This window comes from Rhodococcus globerulus NBRC 14531 (assembly GCF_001894805.1).
Lineage (GTDB): Bacteria > Actinomycetota > Actinomycetes > Mycobacteriales > Mycobacteriaceae > Rhodococcus_F > Rhodococcus_F globerula.
In genome coordinates, this window is the sequence record NZ_BCWX01000004.1 from 102,305 (window position 1) to 117,882 (window position 15,578).

The window sequence follows — 15,578 nt, forward strand, 5'->3', positions numbered from 1 at the left end:
GATCAGCGCCCCGTCCCGCCGGCTGCGGCCTTCTTGGCCTGGTTGACCAGACCCCCGCCGATGATGAGTCGCTGGACCTCGCTGGTGCCCTCGTACAGGCGCAGCAGTCGCACATCGCGGTAAATACGTTCCACGGGCACTTCGCGCATGTACCCGGTGCCACCATGGATCTGCACAGCGAGATCAGCTGCCTTTCCGACCATTTCGGTGCAGAAGAGCTTCACGGCCGACGGTCCGATCCGACGGTCTTCGCCGGAGACGTAGCGAGCGGCCACCTCGCGAACCATCGCACGACCGGCCATCACACCCGTAGCGATGTCGGCAATCATTGCCTGCACCAATTGGAAGTCACCGATCGCGGTGCCACCCTGCATTGCCGTCGCGGCATAGGCCACCGCTTCGTCGAGGGCACGCTGCGCGGAACCGACAGACAGCGCAGCAATGTGCACGCGACCGCGGGCGAGCGAGGTCATCGCCGCGCGGTAGCCCACATCCTCGGAGCCGCCTACCAGAGCAGAGTTCGGGACTCGCACGTCGGTGAAGTGGACGTCCGCCGTCCAGGCGCCTTCCTGACCCATCTTGCGGTCCTTCGGGGCGACCTGCACACCCTCGGTGTCGGCTGGAACCAGGAACACCGCAATACCGGTGCCGTTCTCGTCCGCCGGACGCGTGCGGGCGAACACGACGAACAGGTCGGCGAGTGGCGCGTTCGTGATGAATCGTTTCTCACCCGAAATGACCCAATCCTCACCCTCACGTACCGCTTTGGTTCGGAGACCTGCCGGATTGGAACCCGCTCCGGGTTCTGTGAGCGCAAAGGAGGCCACGACATCTCCGGAGGCAATGCCCTCGAGCCACTGTTGCTTCTGCTCGTCCGTGCCGAAATTGACCAGCACCTGGCCTGCGATGCCGTTGTTGGTGCCGAACATGGATCGCAGGGACAGCGAGGTGTAGCCGAATTCCATTGCCAGTTCGACGTCCTGCGTCAGATCCAGTCCCAGTCCACCCCATTCCTGAGGTATGGCATATCCGAAAAGGCCCATCGCAGCAGCATTTTTGCGGATGTCCTCGGGAATACTGTCGGTGTCCGCGATCTCCTGCTCACGCGGAACAACGCCCTTGCGGATGAACTCACGTGTCTGTCCCAGGATGTCTACGAAATCTTCCGGACTGACTGCAGTACCTGATGTCATACTCGCAATACTCCTCACAGTGCCCGCACGTGTCAACGGATTGTATAGATTGATTATCATCAATCTATAACACGCCTGAAAGGAACCGTCGATGAGTACCACTGGACGTTTGGCCGGAAAGACTGCCTTGATCACCGGGGCAGGCTCGGGGCTCGGCCGAGCCACCGCGCTGCGCTTCGCACAGGAGGGCGCAGAAGTTGCGTGTGTCGACCTGAATCTGTCTGCAGCACAAGAAGTTGCTCGCGAAATCGCCGACCAGGGAACACGGGCAATCGCTCTCGCGGCCGACGTGTCCTCCGCTGCCGATTCCGAGAAGATGATCGCGGACACAATCGATCAACTCGGCCGGATCGACATCCTGTTCGCCAATGCCGGCATTGCCGGTACGGGTAACGCCGCAGACATCACCGAGGATCTGTGGGACAAAGTCATCGACATCAACCTCAAAGGCGTGTGGCTCTCGGCGAAATACGCTCTGCCACACATGATCGAACGCGGCGAAGGTGTCATCATCAACCAAGCCAGCATGGGCGGACTGGTAGGGATCAACGGCATCTTCCCGTACACCGCAGCCAAGGGCGGCGTCATCGCGATGACCAAGCAGATGGCAGCCACGTATGGGCCGAATGGTGTACGCGTGAACGCAATTTGCCCGGGGACCATCCCCACTCCCCTGGTCTACCGCTCACGGGAAGAGCGCGGCGACGCTCCCGCCGACAACAACCACTCCATCAAGGATGCCGAAGTGGCGAAACGTTTTCCGCTGCAACGACTCGGAGTTCCGGACGACGTCGCAAATCTTGCGCTGTTCCTCGCAAGCGACGAGGCGAACTGGGTCACCGGCGCAATCTACGCCGTCGACGGCGGTCGCAGCGCAATCTGAGAACAGTCGACGAAAGAGGCGAAGGTCGACAAAAGAGGCGGAACCCTTGGGGCACCGCCTCTTTTGCGTATGACAGATTACTGCGCGGTGAGTCCGCCGTCAGCGGCCAGCGTGGAACCGGTGATGTACGACGCCTCATCCGAGAGCAGGAAGGAAATGACCGACGCCATCTCGCCCGTTTCGGCACGGCGAGCCAGCGGCGTTTGCGCCAGCGCGGTGCTGGTCACTCCGTTGGTCTCGCGGGCCTTGCGGGCCAACTCGGTATCGACGACGCCGGGGCACAGGCAATTCGCTCGAATTCCCTTGTCTGCGTAACCGATAGCGACGGAACGTGTCAGTCCTACGACGCCACTCTTGGATGCGTCGTAGCTCGGGGTGTTCTTGTTCGCCGAGATCAACGACGCCACCGACCCGATGGTGACGATGCTGCCACCACCGGCGCGCTCTATGTGCGGAAGAGCAAACTTCAGTACCAGGAACGAACCGGTGAGGTTGACCCGGATAACCGAATCCCAGTCGTCGAACGCCATTTCGCCGGCAAGTGACGAGCGTGCAATGCCGGCACACGTCACAGCACCGTCGATACCGCCGAGATGCTGCGCAACCTGCTCCGTGGCTGCGGAGACCGATGCTTCGTCGCCCACGTCGCAGAGCACGCCGATCGCAACGCCACCGGCGGCAGTAATCTTGGTCGCAAGCGCCTGTGCCCCAGCTTCATCGGTGTCGAGGATGCCGATTGCTGCGCCCTCTTCCACCAAGCGCGCAATCGCCGCGGCACCGATGCCACCGACGCCGCCACTGACAACGATGCGTCGCCCCAGATGACGGTCCTTCGTAAACTTCTGCATCAGAGATCTCTTAACTGACCCGGAGGCCACAGTCGACGGGCAGGGATACGCCGGTGACAAATCGAGATTCGTCAGAGGCCAGGAACAGGACGGCATGGCTGATGTCTTCGGGCTCGACCCATGCGGTGTCGAGAGGGTTGCGGCCCCGAGCCCGCTCGCGCAGGTCCTCGATGGTCGGGTTTTCCTTGTCCGGGTTGAATACTCGCAGAGTGGAGTCACTGAACAACATCGCTGTTCCCACGTTGCCGGGATGGACGGTGTTGACCCGGATCTTGTGCGGCCCGAATTCGTTGGCCAGGGTCTTCATCAAACCCTCGACACCACTCTTGGATGCGTTGTAGTGCGCGACATTTGCCGAACCCTTGAACGTCACAGCTGAGGAGGTCAGGACGATCGAACCACCCTTGCCTGCCTTGATCATGTGCGGCGCAGTTGCCTTGACGGTACGCCAGACACCGGTCAGGTTGATGTCGATCATGTCCTGCCACTCGTCCGTGGACAGGTCGAGTGTCGGAATGCAACCGCAGACGCCGGCGTTGGCGCTGACGATATCGATACCGCCGAATGCTTCGACCGCGTCGTTCGCAACCGCGTTCATGCCGTCCTGGTCCCGGACATCGACCTTGCGGATGAGGATTCGACGGCCGAGTTCCTTGACCAGTCGCTCGGTTTCACGCAGATCGTCTTCGGTTGCCATCGCGTATTCGAGCGAATCGATGTCTTCACATGCGTCAGTCGCGACGATGTCGGCACCTTCAGCAGCGAGGCGAAGCGCGTGCGAACGCCCCTGTCCGCGTGCCGCTCCGGTGATGAATGCAACTTTGCCTGATACTCGACCCATTACTGATCCTTTTCTTCTCTATTGATCGAAAATTTTCCAGGACGGTCGGTGATGCGCGAGGAAAATCGGATCACCCTACCGGCCATGACCTTTCACACGATCTTCTAGCCGGCGAGATTCAACAACCGAGCCGGGTTGTCGCACGCCATGGTACGCAGGTCGTCTTCCGACACACCTTCATCCCAGAGCGCATTGATATAACTCTGCAGCCCTGCGCCAGGCTTCGGAACATTGCAACTCCAGCCGTAATCGGTGGAAACAACCGCCCGGTCCGGCCCGATCAACTTGATCGCGTCGATCACGTTGCCGAAGGAAGACGGGGCACCCATGCAGGTGTGGGCGGTCAACTCGATGAATGCGCCGAGTTCGGCCAACTCCAGTGTCTCCGGAACACTCAATCGCGGTCCGGTGGTCTCGTGCATGGCGTGCGTGACCAACAGGTTTCCACGCGTACCGAACTCACGCGCGACGGCAAAATGCTCCGCCTTCGAGATGTGTCCGGTAGCAAGGACTCCACCATGTTCGATCACAAGGTCCATGATGGTTCGAACCTCGGGAAGTATCTGGCCGTCGTTGTCCACCACGCGCAACCCTTCGGTGACACCAAAGAATTTCTCCACCGTGACGGGTGCATCCTGCTGCGCCGATATCGTGGGAAGCCACACCACCTGAGCGCCGTTACGCAGTGCCACTTCGACAGCGTGTGAATTCAGGCCACCAACGGGATGATCGCAGCAGATACCGGCAATCGTGCGGACCCCGGGAACCGCCTTGTTGGCGAGGTGAGCGGCCGTCGTCGAAGGAAATTCGTGGGCTTTCAACACGATTGCCTTCATACCCAGGGTTTCCGCTTCAGCAGCAGCCTCGATCGGATCCACACTGTGCGGCACCTTGGCGAGCTTTTCCACGAGGGGCTCCGGACCGAAATGGCAATGCATGTCGATCGCGTCCTCGAGATGAATGGGAGACTGCCCCGAATCACGTTGCGTCATATGCTGTTACTCCGCTCTCTAGCGCGTCGACTCCTGTACACAAGCCGCGGCCTCATATCAATGCCAGACGATCGATCAGGACGGACGATTCGGGAGGAAGACCTCTTCGAAGAGCCTGTCGACAAACGGCCCGATGTCGATCTTGCCCGGCGCGTACCAGTCGGCAAATCCGTTGTAGTCGGACTCGTTGGTGTACCCGAGATCGGCAACGATCTTGGACCACTTGGCAGCCAGTTCCTCGGCATTCGCTGCGAACTGTGCACCGTCCTCGAAGGTGGAGTTCTTCGCCAGATCATTCACGATAGACTTGTTGGTTTCCTGCAACTTCGCGCGAAGCTCCGGGTCGAATGCCTGCACGGATCCGCCTGCAGCCCGAATTGCGTCGACTGCCTCAACAGTGATCGGCCAGATCTTGTCTTCGATGCTGCCCGAGATGAAGGTCTTCATACGATCCCAGAGCAACTGCCGCGCCACCAACGGCAGTTTGTTCCAGACTTCCTGGTTGATGACCATGTTTCCGGTCGGTACGGCCAAGCCTGCATCTGGGTCGATGACGACTTCATGTGCGGCCTCGATGAATCCACCCAGAATTCCCACGGCGGGGCTCGACATACTGCAGTCGACCACGCCACGCTGAAGTGCTTCGTACAGTTCGGTGTATGCCACCGAAGTGGCGTTGCCGCCGATCGCTTTCACCTGTTGCGTCCCGGCCGTATTACCAACGGAGATGTTGGCACCCTTGATTTCGGAAGACGTAGTTCGCGCCTCCGTGCAGAACAAGGCATTCACACCGGCGTTGTAGGCCGGAAACATCAGTTTCATGTCCCTGTCTGCGAATTCCGCCACGATCTCCGGCGTCTTGAAGGCAAGTTCAGGTGCCCATGCGTTGGACTGCAAGGCACCGGTCACGACCGACTGATCCGACAAGACACTTGTGTCGAGCAGCGCTGCCGTAGCGGGGTATTCCTTGGGCTCGTAGATGGCAACAACCTGACCGATGTCGAGACGTCCGTCCCGCACTGCGTCGTCGATCTGAGCGGCCTTCGCAATGGCATCCGAGTACGCGATGTCGAACTCGATCTTGCCGCCGGACCATTCCTCGACCGACTTCAGATAGTTCTCCAGGAAAGCACCGGCGGTTGAACCCGCGGCACCGGGTGACTGGGTGTGGAGAGTGATCCGATCGATGTCCGCAAAAGCAGCCTGGTACTCCTCCTTGGAGGCCCCGTATGCCAGGCCTTGGCCATTCCCGGAATTGCCACCGCCGGTCTCAGCACAACCGGTGAGAGCAATAGCCCCCGCAGCTGCCAGCGCACCAAAACGCAACAGCGCCTTCGGCTTGTCAGAGAACATCCTCACAGGGCTCCTTCTTCGCGGTCCGAAACGGACCTGTACTACCGAGGTTCTTTACAACTACAGCGTGGCCGCAGGCGCACACGGACAGCAAGGCGTGACGTGATGCGCCTCACTTACATGACAATCATGCGTCTAGATTGCCAGGAAGTCAAGAATTCATGCGAATAATTATTCTCCTTACCGAGTCTGGCTGATCGGCTCACGGCACGGCGAAGGGTGCCGAATCCATGAAGGACCCGACACCCGTCTCCGCAGCGAATTACGTTGGTGCGCTGTCTCTATTCGGCCGTGACTCCGCCGTCGACCAGAATTGCCTGACCCGTCACGTACGAAGCATCCGAGGAAGCCAGGAAGGCCACTACCGAGGCAATCTCCTCCGGCTCTCCGTAGCGTCCGAGCGGTACGGACAGCGGCTTCGACGGGTTCTTCACCTGACCTGAGGTGGGCACGAGCGCCGCGGTATTCGCCGTCAGATTGGTCTTGACCGCGCCCGGGCACACACTGTTCACGCGAATCCCCCTGGGCGCGTACTCCACAGCCAGCGTTTGCGTCAGCATCTTCACGCCGCCCTTCGACGCACGATAAGGCGCCAAACCACCCTGAGTGGCCACAAAGGACGACGTCGATCCGCACGTGACGATCGATCCACGGCCGGCCTGCACCATCGACGGCAGGCACGCCGTAATCGCAAAGAACGTGCCGTTGAGATTGATGTCGAGGACGTTCTGCCACTCCGCGATCGGATATTCGTGACTGTCGACGCGAGCACCGCTGACACCGGCAGCGGTGAAGACGATGCTGATGGCACCGAACTTCCCAACCACCTGATCCGCGATCGACTTCAAGGCATCACTGTCGCGCACGTCGGCCCCGAAAGCCATGGCAGTGCCACCCCGGGAAACGATGTCGGCAACCGTACGCTCGGCCGCATCCTGATGGACGTCGATCACGGCGACTCGCGCTCCTTCCGCAGCGAGGCGTAGCGCCGAGGCGGCCCCGATCCCTGAGCCTCCACCCGTTACAAATGCAATCTCACCGTCGAGCCTGCGCACCGTCGTCGTCATTGAAAAAACTCCCATTCGTCAATCTTCTCGACTCCACCCCGCCTGGGGCGTCGCCTGACTACATCCGTCGAATTCACCACCACGACAGCGTTTTAACCTGCACCACGATCAGGAAGGAAGGTCGCGATCTCCGGGAAGAAGATCAAGATCAGGATCACGATCACTGCCATGGGCAGGAACCAACCGGCGGCAACGAACACGTCTTTGAGGGAAATCGGCGTGCCGAGGTTGACCTTGGGGTCCTTGACCAGTGAGTGAACGATCATCGACAGGATTCCCACTGGCGGGCTGATAACGGCCAGTTCGCACATGAAGACGACAAACGCGCCGTACCAGAGCATGGAGATATCCAGGGCAGCCAACGTCGGAATCAGGATCGGCACGGTCAAAACCATCATTGCCAAAGAGTCCATGAAGGCGCCGAGGAAGAGGTACACCACCATCATCATCAGAAGGAACTGCACCCGGCCGAGGTTCATATCGGCGACGAGGTCGGCAAATCCGTTGCTGATGCCGGTCAAGGTCATCATGCGCGAGAGGATGGCAACACCCACCAGCAGCATGAAGATCGCGCCAACGGTAGCCACTGCGCCGAGGGAAGCCTCCGACACCGCGGCCCAGGCCCCGCCCTTGCGCTTCCAGATCAGCAAGACAACAAGTGATGCAAGTGCCGCAACGGCACCCGCTTCCGTCGCAGTGAAGAGACCGGAGAACATGCCGTACGTAATGATGACGACGATCAGCGGCACTGGCCAGATCTTCACCAAACTGTCGAAGCGTCCACGCCAACTTGTCTTGACGATCGACGAAGGATCAGCAGCACTGGGATCGACGCCCTTACCGAACTTGGCAAAGACCACGATCATGATCGTGAACATGACCATCACCAGTAGACCCGGTCCGATGCCTGCCATCAGTTGCTTGCCAACCGGCACCTCGGCGATGCCCGCGTACAGAACCATGAGAATGCTCGGGGGGATCAACTGTCCGGGCAGGCTGGCAACTAGAACCGCGCCGACCGCCAAGTGCTTGCTGTACCCGGCCTTCAACATCTCCGGAACGCCGATGCGTGCCAGTGCATACACCGTGCCGGTGGTGGATCCGCTGACTGCACCCAACCCGGCGCCGGCGAGGTTGGTTCCCGCAGCGAGTCCGCCGGGAAGCCAACCGAGCCACTGACGTCCGGCCCCGTAAAGACTTTCCGTCAACCCCGACTTCCACAGGAACAGGCCCATCAGGATGAACATCGGCAGCACGCTCAGTGTCCAGCTGGCGACCTCGTCATAGGGCACCGTGGCAAAGATCGTCTCGACCACTTTCGGACCGCGCATCGAATACATGGCTGCCATGGACGGCACGATCATGGCGACGGCAACGGGCAGACGCAAGAAGATCAGCATCACCATGCAGACGATGGCTGCAATGCCGATCGCTTCCGTCTTGAGTGGCAAGAAGATTGCGACGCTCGAAATGATTGTGGCGGCGACGAACAGACTGAACGTGATCCACGACCGGTAGGCGAGTTTCTTGTTCGGCCCGACAAACGATTCCGGCGTACGACCCGACTCCCCGGATGGCGTCTTCACGTTCTCGACCTCGGAAACAGTGCTCATTACGCTTCTACCTCGGAATCAGGGGTGTGGGGCGGCTTCGCTTCGCGCAATCGCTCGTCGTCCGCGACCTTTGCCGCAATCAATTCCTCAACTGTGTTCGGATGCATGACCGCTCGGTAGGCAACGTATCCGAATTGCACTGTGAGACTGGCAAAGACCAACGGAACCAGGAATGCGACAGGCCACGAGATCAAGGTGCTGACACCTGCGGTGTCGCCGATCTTGGCCGAGTGCAGCGCTTCTTCCCATCCGTACCAAGCAAATCCGGCCATCACCACAGCCGTGACGACGTAACCGAATCCCAGAACCCATCGCCGCGTCACTTCCGGCAACTTGTCGAAGATCAAGTCTGCGACGATGTGTTCGTTGCGAGCCTGCGCTGCCACGAACCCGAGCAACGCGATAATCGGGACGTACCAGTACTGGGTCAACTCCAGTGTGTGATTGATCGGGTTGCCACCGAGCGAACGCAACAACGCATTGGCGGCGATGTGCACCATCATCACGAACGTGGCAATGACGGCTGGCACCTCGATCAGCAAGAGAAGGCGACTTTCACGCCCCGCGCTCGATGCGCTCATGATCCATACTCCAAACTGCCTGTCGGCGGTGACGACACCGGCCAACTTATAAGCTCTTCGTGATTCGAGTCACGACCAAAGAGTAATCATTCGCCTAGATTGCCTCAGAGTCAAGAACTATGCGGATCATTTTCATAAAAGGTAATCATCATTTGGGATCAACTCGAAAACTGAAGGCCAAGAAGCCCACTCAGTGTCGAAAACGCCGTCGACACGTCTAGCGGCCGTTCACCCCACCGGGGTCCAACAGCCGCTAGACGAACACGAAAAATACTGTGTCAGATCAGATTCCAACCAAGTCGGCCAATTCGGCACGATGATGATTGCTGTTGCCGAAGATCGGTTCGACTGCCTTGGCTCGCCGGAAGAACAGGTGCGGATCCGCTTCCCAGGTAAAGCCGATACCACCATGAACCTGGATATTCGTACTCGCACACAATGTCAGGCACTCGGAGGCCTGTCCCTTTGCCATGATCGCCGCCTGGACGAACTCGTCACTGCCGTGCTCAGCACACATCGACGCGTACATGACCGTGGCCTGAGCCGCGTCAACCGAGATCGCCATGTCCGCACATTTGTGCTTGATCGCCTGGAACGAGCCGATGACGCGATTGAACTGGACGCGCTGCTTTGCATACTCGACTGCCATGTTCAGCGCTGCTTCCGCAGCACCGAGCGCTTCGTTGGCGAGGAGCGTGCGCACGATACCGACCACCCGCCCGAGCGATGTGACGTCCGATCCGAGCAGCTGCGCCGGGGCATCGCTCAGTTCGACGGTTGCGACCGGGCGAGTGAGATCAAGCGAGTCCCGTTTCGTCACAGTCACACCGGCTGAATTCGCCTCCACCACATACAGCGCCACCGCACTACCGTCCGGGGTCACTGCCGGAACCACCAGGAGATCTGCGACGTGGCCGAACGCGACGTAGTCGAGTCGCCCTGTCAGCTTCGGTTCGTCTCCCGTTGCACGCACCGGCGACCCGTCCACTTCAGTGTCCTTGGCGCCGACAAGGGCAAGTGAACCGATAACGCTGCCGTCCAACAGCTTCGGCAGAAGTTCCTGTTTCTGGGCGTCATTTCCCAGTCGCAGGATCGCCTCGATCGCGCCGGTCGTCGTAATCATCGGAACCGGGGTCAGAGCGCGCCCCAATTCCTGTGCCACGATCGCGGTTTCAAGGAAACTGAAGCCGCCACCGCCGAACTGCTCGGCGATATGCAGGCCAGGCACACCCATGTTGGAGGCCAACAACTGCCAGGTTTCGACGTCGTAATCGCCGTCGGTGGCGATATCGCGGACCTTGTCCATAGGTGCACGTTCGGAAAGGAGTCGGCGCAGCGAAGCGCGGAACTCTTCCTGATCCTCGTCGAATGCGAAGTACACGATTGCTCTTCCGTTCTGCCGCACGAGCGGCGAAAGCGTTTGCGATCAGGCGCTCTTGCGTCGCCCGATGTCCTGGAATGGACCACCGTCGAGGCGGGGCTCCTTAGGTAGTCCGAGTAGCTGTTCACCGATGATGTTGCGCTGCACCTGTGAACTGCCGCCGTAAATCGTTGCGGCCCTTGCATACAGAGCGATATCGGTCCAGCAGTTCGACGAGTTCTCGGTGCCAGGTTGTGGGGTGACCAGAATGCCGCCGTTGCCCTGACCCGTCGGCGCCAGTGCTTCCAGTCCGAGGATCTCCATCCCCAGTTCGGTGTACCGCTGGAAGAACTCGCTCCAGATCACCTTGCTGAAAGATCCGTCGACGCCGGGGACACCGCCGCTGAGCAGCTTCGTCAACGCCCGATATCCGCGGAACCTCATCGTCTGCACGCGAGACCAGCACCACGCCAGCTCGCTGCGAATGTGCGGGTCGTCGGAAAGTCCACGCTCACGGGCCAATTCGATCATTCGCTCGACCTCGCGCCCGAATCGAACGGCGTCGGTGGTTGCCCGCACTCCCCGCTCGAATCCAAGCAGCATGTTGGCAGTGGTCCACCCACCGTTGACTTCGCCGAGCACGTTGGCCTTCGCGGTCCGCGCGTCGGTGAAGAACACCTCGTTGAAGGCAACGTAGCCGGCGGCATTGACGATGGGCCGGACCTCGACTCCCGGCTGATCCATCGGCACCAGCAGGAAGGACAGACCCCGATGCTTGACGGCAGTCGGGTCTGTCCGAACGATCGCAAAAATCCAGTTGGCGTGGCTGCCGGCCGACGTCCACGTCTTCTGGCCGTTGATGACCCATTCGTCGCCGTCGAGCACTGCCCGAGTTCGCATGCCTGCCAGGTCGGAGCCGGCTTCCGGCTCCGAATAACCCTGGCACCAGACGTGCTCACCGGAGAGCATGCGCGGAAGGAAGTAGTCCTTCTGCTCGTCCGTGCCCAGCACTGTGATCGTATTTCCGAGCAGCTTCAAGCCGAGGGAGTCGTTCTCGGTGCCTTCCGGCACTCCGAGTCGCATCAATTCCTCGTTGAGGACAACCTGCTCGAGATCGGACAGGCCGCCGCCGCCGAATTCCTTCGGCCACGAGACGGCAAGCAAGTTGTTTTGCGAGAGTACTTTTCGCCACACCTTCAAGAACTCGACCTGCTCGCCGTCCGGTAGCGAGCCGATGCCACGCCAGTCTTCCGGAAGGTTCGATTCGAGCAGAGCCCGGATCGCCGAGCGGTACTGCTCGGCCTCCGCCGGGTATGTGATGTCCATAGGTCAGGATTCCTTTACCGCGACCGTGGGCAGCTTGCACACAGTTGCCATGAATGAGTCGACCTCACCGGCGCTGTAGCCCAGCTCGGCAAGGATCTCCGCTGAGTGCTGACCGAGCTGCGGGCTTCCACCCTTGAACCGGCCAGGCGTATCGGACAGATGGATCACCATGCCGACTTCGCGCGACCAGCCGTACTCGGGGTGGTGATGCTCGACGACACGCGAGGAGTCGAGCGCCCATTCCTCCCACAGCAATTCAGGCATGATCGGGTAGTCGAGTGGGATCTCCGCAGGCACCTTGTTGTCGTCGAGCAACTTGAATGCGCCGGCGCTGTCGAGTGCAGCAAATGCGGTGCCCAAGATGTCCGCGAGCGCATCAGCATTCTCGACGCGGGCCGCTTTGGTGGCAAAACGCTCGTCTGTCACGAGGTCTACCGCATTGAGTGCAACCGCCAGACGACCGAATGCCGCGTCGCCGAAGACAGCGATGCAGATCCACCCGTCCGACGTCTTGTACAGGCGGTAGAGCGGGGACCAGCCGTTCTGCTCGGAATCGAGTTCGTGTGCCGGGATCGCATGGCCGTCGAGATCGGCCGAGTGTTCGCTGATCACAAACAGACTGGAATGCAACTGCGGACTCTCCACGTACTGTGCTTCACCGGTGTTGAGGCGGTGGTGCAGTCCGAGCAGAACCGTGACGGCTCCGAGGAAACCGTTGTAGAGATCCTCGTTACCGATGACCCGACGAATCGGCGGATTGCCTTTGCCGGAGCCCTCGAAGTTGAGTCCGACCAGTCCGGAGACCAACGGCGCGAAGGACTTCAGCGACGACTTCGGACCAGCCGAGCCGAATCCGGGCAGGTATGCGTACAGAAGGTTCGGATTGATTGTCTTGAGCTGTTCGTATCCGAGACCGATCTTCTCGGCTTTACCCGGACGGTAGTTCTGCAGCACGACGTCGGCTTCGGCGACCAACCGGTGGGCAATTTCCTGGCCCTCCTTGGTGCGCATGTCCAAGGCGATATTGCGCTTTCCACGGTTTGCACCTTCGAAAAGGTCGCCGAGCGGACGCATCTGATCACCGACGAGCGGCTCGATCTTGATGACATCTGCGCCCAGATCAGAGAGCAGACGCGCCCCGAAGCCGGTGGCAAAGTAGGAGCTGAAGTCGAGAATCTTGACGCCCTGAAGCGGCGCCGTCACAGCGGAGCCTTCAGTAGGCGCGGGTGCCCAGATCGGCGAGCGCTCGATTTCGTCGATGCGGGTGTCGTGCGCACCGGGACGCGGCGCAGCAGTCGGCACAGCTGGCTTCGACTTCTCGAAACGAATGACCGGTCCGATCTGCCGGATCGTTCCGTGGTCATCGTCTGGCAGGTCGATCGCGATTTCGGCGAACTTCACCTGGTCGTCTTCGAAGGTCTCTTCCGGATGCAAGAGCGGCAGCGCTGCAATGTCGGCGGCATGGAACATCTCGAGCCACTCGTCGCGGTTACGCGACTTGAATGCCTCGGGAACCTTGTTGCGCGCGATGTTGAGTTCGATGTCGTTGAGCGGCACCGACATCTCGGGACCGTCGATGGTCTGCGTCTGGTCACCGAAACCGAGGAGGTCCATCATGCGCTTGTACGACCCGGGACCGCCGGTGTGCGGGGTCAGCCATTTACCGTCGGCGCATTGGAAGGGATCGGTGATCAGGCGCTTGTTACCGAATCCGGTCTGCGTACCACTGCGCGCCAGGTACGAAATGTCCTTCTCGTTCCACCACCAATTCATCGACGAGATAGCCAGCATTCCGTCGAGCAGGGAGGTGTCGACCTTCTGGCCGGTGCCGTTGAGCTTTCGGGCACGCAGCGCCGAGAGAATACCGATCGTGGTGATGAAAGCGGTGCCGTACGACACCGTCGGGTGGCCCATGAAGATCGGACCGGATCGGTGGCCACCCTGCTCTGCCATCTGACCCAAACGCGCATTGAGGAGCGCTTCGTAGCCGGGGCGTGCGGCGAGCGGTCCTTCGTTGCCGTAACCGGTAACCGAGGCGTAGACCAATTCGGGATGACGAGCGTGAACTGCCTCGTAGTCGAGCCCGAAGTCCTTCGCACGTCCCGTACCGAACGACTCGATGAAAACATCTGCAGTGGAGAGCAACTGCTCGGCGATGCGGCGTCCCTCATCAGTACGCAGATCGGCCTGAACGCTCCACTTTCCACGATCGAGTGACTTACGCATCGCAGAATGAGCGTCGTGGCCACCGCCGGGACGCTCCAGTTTGATGACCCGCGCTCCGTAGTCGGCAAGCATCATGCTGGAGATAGCAGACGGCATACCCCAGCTCGCATCAACGACAACAAGTCCGTCAAGTGGACCGACCATTGCACCGTCTCCTTATCTCATGCGCGATACGCGCAGCATTTACCTGCCGGCCGGCGACCGGCCAAATGTTGTTATTTTCGAGCGAAACCGATTGAGAGCCTTATCGGTTCAGTCGGACGATGGAAGCGGCTTAGCCGTCACGAGCTCCATTGGAACTCCGTGGCAGGTGAACTGCCCGTCACCCTTCTTGACGCAGATGATCTGCGTCTCGCACGTTGCGCATGTGTAGCGCTTACCAACCTCGTTCATGTACATGCCCCTTCTTGCTGACGCATTACGGCAGACCGGAATGCTGTGATTGGCGGTTTGCTATGCGCCGAAAGTGATTTCGACCGGCTGAGCGCAGCAGCTCAGCGCCGAGCCGCCGGCCTTCGTCACGATCGCCTCGGACCCGCAGACATTGCAGCGCAGTCGGTTGCCGTTACCGGCCTTCGTTCCCTCGGAATCAGAACTCATCTCGCACTCCTTGTCGTAACACCCGCGGACTCAACCCGAACCCACTGTAACCTATTTCACTATAATCATGATCATAGACTTTCGGCAACCGTAAATATCGCAAGCGGAAGATGCGCGCTGCATACAGGGGGCACATCCGCATTCTCGACACTATTCATGATTATCATTATTTGGATTAGAGTCGATACTAGGGCTCCGAGTTGACCGAGACAAGACCACCGAAGAATGAGAAGCAACCAATGACCGAATCCGAAGCTGCCGGCCACGTCGCCGGCAAGCCGATCCCCCGAGCCGATGAGAACTCAGCCGGATACTGGGCTGCTGCGCGTGAACATCGCCTCGCAATCCAGCACTGCCCGGCATGTGAACTGCTGATTCACACGCCTGTCGGAACCTGCCCGGGATGCGACAACACAGACCTGCGCTATCAGAATGTTTCCGGGCGCGGAACGCTGTACTCCTTCGCCGTCATTCACGACGCCTCGGCTCCGGCATTCGCGAACATGCTGCCGTACATCGTCGGCGTGATCGAGCTCGAAGAACAAGACCGACTGTTCATGATCGCCAATATTCTCGATACGCCAATCGACTCCGTGAAAATCGGGATGCCGATGGAAGTGACATTCGAGAACCTCACCCCGGATTGCGAACTGCCACAGTTCCGTCCGGCACACGTCGACGCGATCGGAGTCTGA

14 protein-coding genes are annotated in these 15,578 nt (G+C 60.1%); 2 read left to right on the forward strand and 12 right to left on the reverse strand.

Features of this window, described 5'->3' with window-relative positions; translation table 11 throughout:
- Nucleotides 1-2 precede the first annotated feature (2 nt).
- A complete protein-coding gene (locus RG2_RS20980; RefSeq protein WP_033233340.1) occupies nucleotides 3-1,193 on the reverse strand; it encodes an acyl-CoA dehydrogenase family protein in 1,191 nt (396 codons plus the stop codon).
- Between the two features lie 91 nt (nucleotides 1,194-1,284).
- Here RG2_RS20980 and RG2_RS20985 point away from each other — a divergent pair, with 91 nt between their 5' ends.
- A complete protein-coding gene (locus RG2_RS20985; RefSeq protein ID WP_033233342.1) occupies nucleotides 1,285-2,076 on the forward strand; it encodes an SDR family NAD(P)-dependent oxidoreductase in 792 nt (263 codons plus the stop codon).
- Nucleotides 2,077-2,153: 77 nt separating this feature from the next.
- Here the strand turns inward: RG2_RS20985 and RG2_RS20990 are convergent, their stop codons facing one another.
- The 11 genes from RG2_RS20990 to RG2_RS21040 all read right to left on the reverse strand — a co-directional run bounded on the left by RG2_RS20990 (nucleotide 2,154) and on the right by RG2_RS21040 (nucleotide 14,883).
- Complete coding sequence (locus RG2_RS20990; protein ID WP_033233344.1) at nucleotides 2,154-2,924, reverse strand: SDR family NAD(P)-dependent oxidoreductase; 771 nt, start codon at nucleotides 2,922-2,924, stop codon at nucleotides 2,154-2,156.
- 10 nt (nucleotides 2,925-2,934) lie between these two features.
- On the reverse strand, nucleotides 2,935-3,765 hold the full coding sequence (locus tag RG2_RS20995) for a mycofactocin-coupled SDR family oxidoreductase (protein WP_033233346.1): 831 nt from the start codon (nucleotides 3,763-3,765) through the stop codon (nucleotides 2,935-2,937).
- Nucleotides 3,766-3,869: 104 nt separating this feature from the next.
- Nucleotides 3,870-4,757 carry a DUF6282 family protein gene (locus tag RG2_RS21000; protein WP_033233349.1) on the reverse strand — a complete coding sequence of 296 codons (888 nt, stop codon included), beginning with the start codon at nucleotides 4,755-4,757 and terminating at the stop codon, nucleotides 3,870-3,872.
- Nucleotides 4,758-4,832: 75 nt separating this feature from the next.
- Nucleotides 4,833-6,110, reverse strand: a complete 1,278-nt coding sequence (dctP, locus tag RG2_RS21005; RefSeq protein ID WP_051730397.1) for a TRAP transporter substrate-binding protein DctP — start codon at nucleotides 6,108-6,110, stop codon at nucleotides 4,833-4,835.
- A gap of 281 nt (nucleotides 6,111-6,391) precedes the next feature.
- Nucleotides 6,392-7,177, reverse strand: coding sequence for an SDR family NAD(P)-dependent oxidoreductase (locus RG2_RS21010; protein ID WP_033233353.1), 786 nt, complete (start codon nucleotides 7,175-7,177; stop codon nucleotides 6,392-6,394).
- 92 nt (nucleotides 7,178-7,269) lie between these two features.
- Nucleotides 7,270-8,790, reverse strand: a complete 1,521-nt coding sequence (locus tag RG2_RS21015) for a TRAP transporter large permease (protein ID WP_033233355.1) — start codon at nucleotides 8,788-8,790, stop codon at nucleotides 7,270-7,272.
- Nucleotides 8,790-9,371 carry a TRAP transporter small permease gene (locus RG2_RS21020; protein WP_080711692.1) on the reverse strand — a complete coding sequence of 194 codons (582 nt, stop codon included), beginning with the start codon at nucleotides 9,369-9,371 and terminating at the stop codon, nucleotides 8,790-8,792. Before RG2_RS21020 ends, RG2_RS21015 begins: the two co-directional genes overlap by 1 nt.
- A 283-nt stretch (nucleotides 9,372-9,654) precedes the next feature.
- Nucleotides 9,655-10,752 (reverse strand): acyl-CoA dehydrogenase family protein, encoded by a 1,098-nt coding sequence (locus RG2_RS21025; RefSeq protein WP_033233357.1) that lies wholly within the window; start codon nucleotides 10,750-10,752, stop codon nucleotides 9,655-9,657.
- Between the two features lie 45 nt (nucleotides 10,753-10,797).
- Nucleotides 10,798-12,057 carry an acyl-CoA dehydrogenase family protein gene (locus tag RG2_RS21030; protein ID WP_033233359.1) on the reverse strand — a complete coding sequence of 420 codons (1,260 nt, stop codon included), beginning with the start codon at nucleotides 12,055-12,057 and terminating at the stop codon, nucleotides 10,798-10,800.
- 3 nt (nucleotides 12,058-12,060) lie between these two features.
- Nucleotides 12,061-14,427, reverse strand: coding sequence for a CaiB/BaiF CoA transferase family protein (locus tag RG2_RS21035; protein WP_051730398.1), 2,367 nt, complete (start codon nucleotides 14,425-14,427; stop codon nucleotides 12,061-12,063).
- A gap of 309 nt (nucleotides 14,428-14,736) precedes the next feature.
- Nucleotides 14,737-14,883: a hypothetical protein gene (locus RG2_RS21040; RefSeq protein WP_080711669.1), complete on the reverse strand. Its 147-nt coding sequence runs from the start codon at nucleotides 14,881-14,883 to the stop codon at nucleotides 14,737-14,739.
- A gap of 239 nt (nucleotides 14,884-15,122) precedes the next feature.
- On the opposite strand from RG2_RS21040, the gene RG2_RS21045 reads away from it, so the two are divergent.
- A complete protein-coding gene (locus RG2_RS21045) occupies nucleotides 15,123-15,578 on the forward strand; it encodes a Zn-ribbon domain-containing OB-fold protein (RefSeq protein ID WP_051730399.1) in 456 nt (151 codons plus the stop codon).

Excerpts from the sequence above, each read along its gene's own strand:
- RG2_RS20980 (WP_033233340.1), bottom strand. The coding sequence starts at position 1,193 with ATGACATCAGGTACTGCAGTCAGTCCGGAAGATTTCGTAGACATCCTG.
- RG2_RS20985 (WP_033233342.1), top strand. The coding sequence starts at position 1,285 with ATGAGTACCACTGGACGTTTGGCCGGAAAGACTGCCTTGATCACCGGG.
- RG2_RS20990 (WP_033233344.1), bottom strand. The coding sequence starts at position 2,924 with ATGCAGAAGTTTACGAAGGACCGTCATCTGGGGCGACGCATCGTTGTC.
- RG2_RS20995 (WP_033233346.1), bottom strand. The coding sequence starts at position 3,765 with ATGGGTCGAGTATCAGGCAAAGTTGCATTCATCACCGGAGCGGCACGC.
- RG2_RS21000 (WP_033233349.1), bottom strand. The coding sequence starts at position 4,757 with ATGACGCAACGTGATTCGGGGCAGTCTCCCATTCATCTCGAGGACGCG.
- dctP (WP_051730397.1), bottom strand. The coding sequence starts at position 6,110 with ATGTTCTCTGACAAGCCGAAGGCGCTGTTGCGTTTTGGTGCGCTGGCA.
- RG2_RS21010 (WP_033233353.1), bottom strand. The coding sequence starts at position 7,177 with ATGACGACGACGGTGCGCAGGCTCGACGGTGAGATTGCATTTGTAACG.
- RG2_RS21015 (WP_033233355.1), bottom strand. The coding sequence starts at position 8,790 with ATGAGCACTGTTTCCGAGGTCGAGAACGTGAAGACGCCATCCGGGGAG.
- RG2_RS21020 (WP_080711692.1), bottom strand. The coding sequence starts at position 9,371 with ATGAGCGCATCGAGCGCGGGGCGTGAAAGTCGCCTTCTCTTGCTGATC.
- RG2_RS21030 (WP_033233359.1), bottom strand. The coding sequence starts at position 12,057 with ATGGACATCACATACCCGGCGGAGGCCGAGCAGTACCGCTCGGCGATC.
- RG2_RS21035 (WP_051730398.1), bottom strand. The coding sequence starts at position 14,427 with ATGGTCGGTCCACTTGACGGACTTGTTGTCGTTGATGCGAGCTGGGGT.
- RG2_RS21040 (WP_080711669.1), bottom strand. The coding sequence starts at position 14,883 with ATGAGTTCTGATTCCGAGGGAACGAAGGCCGGTAACGGCAACCGACTG.
- RG2_RS21045 (WP_051730399.1), top strand. The coding sequence starts at position 15,123 with ATGACCGAATCCGAAGCTGCCGGCCACGTCGCCGGCAAGCCGATCCCC.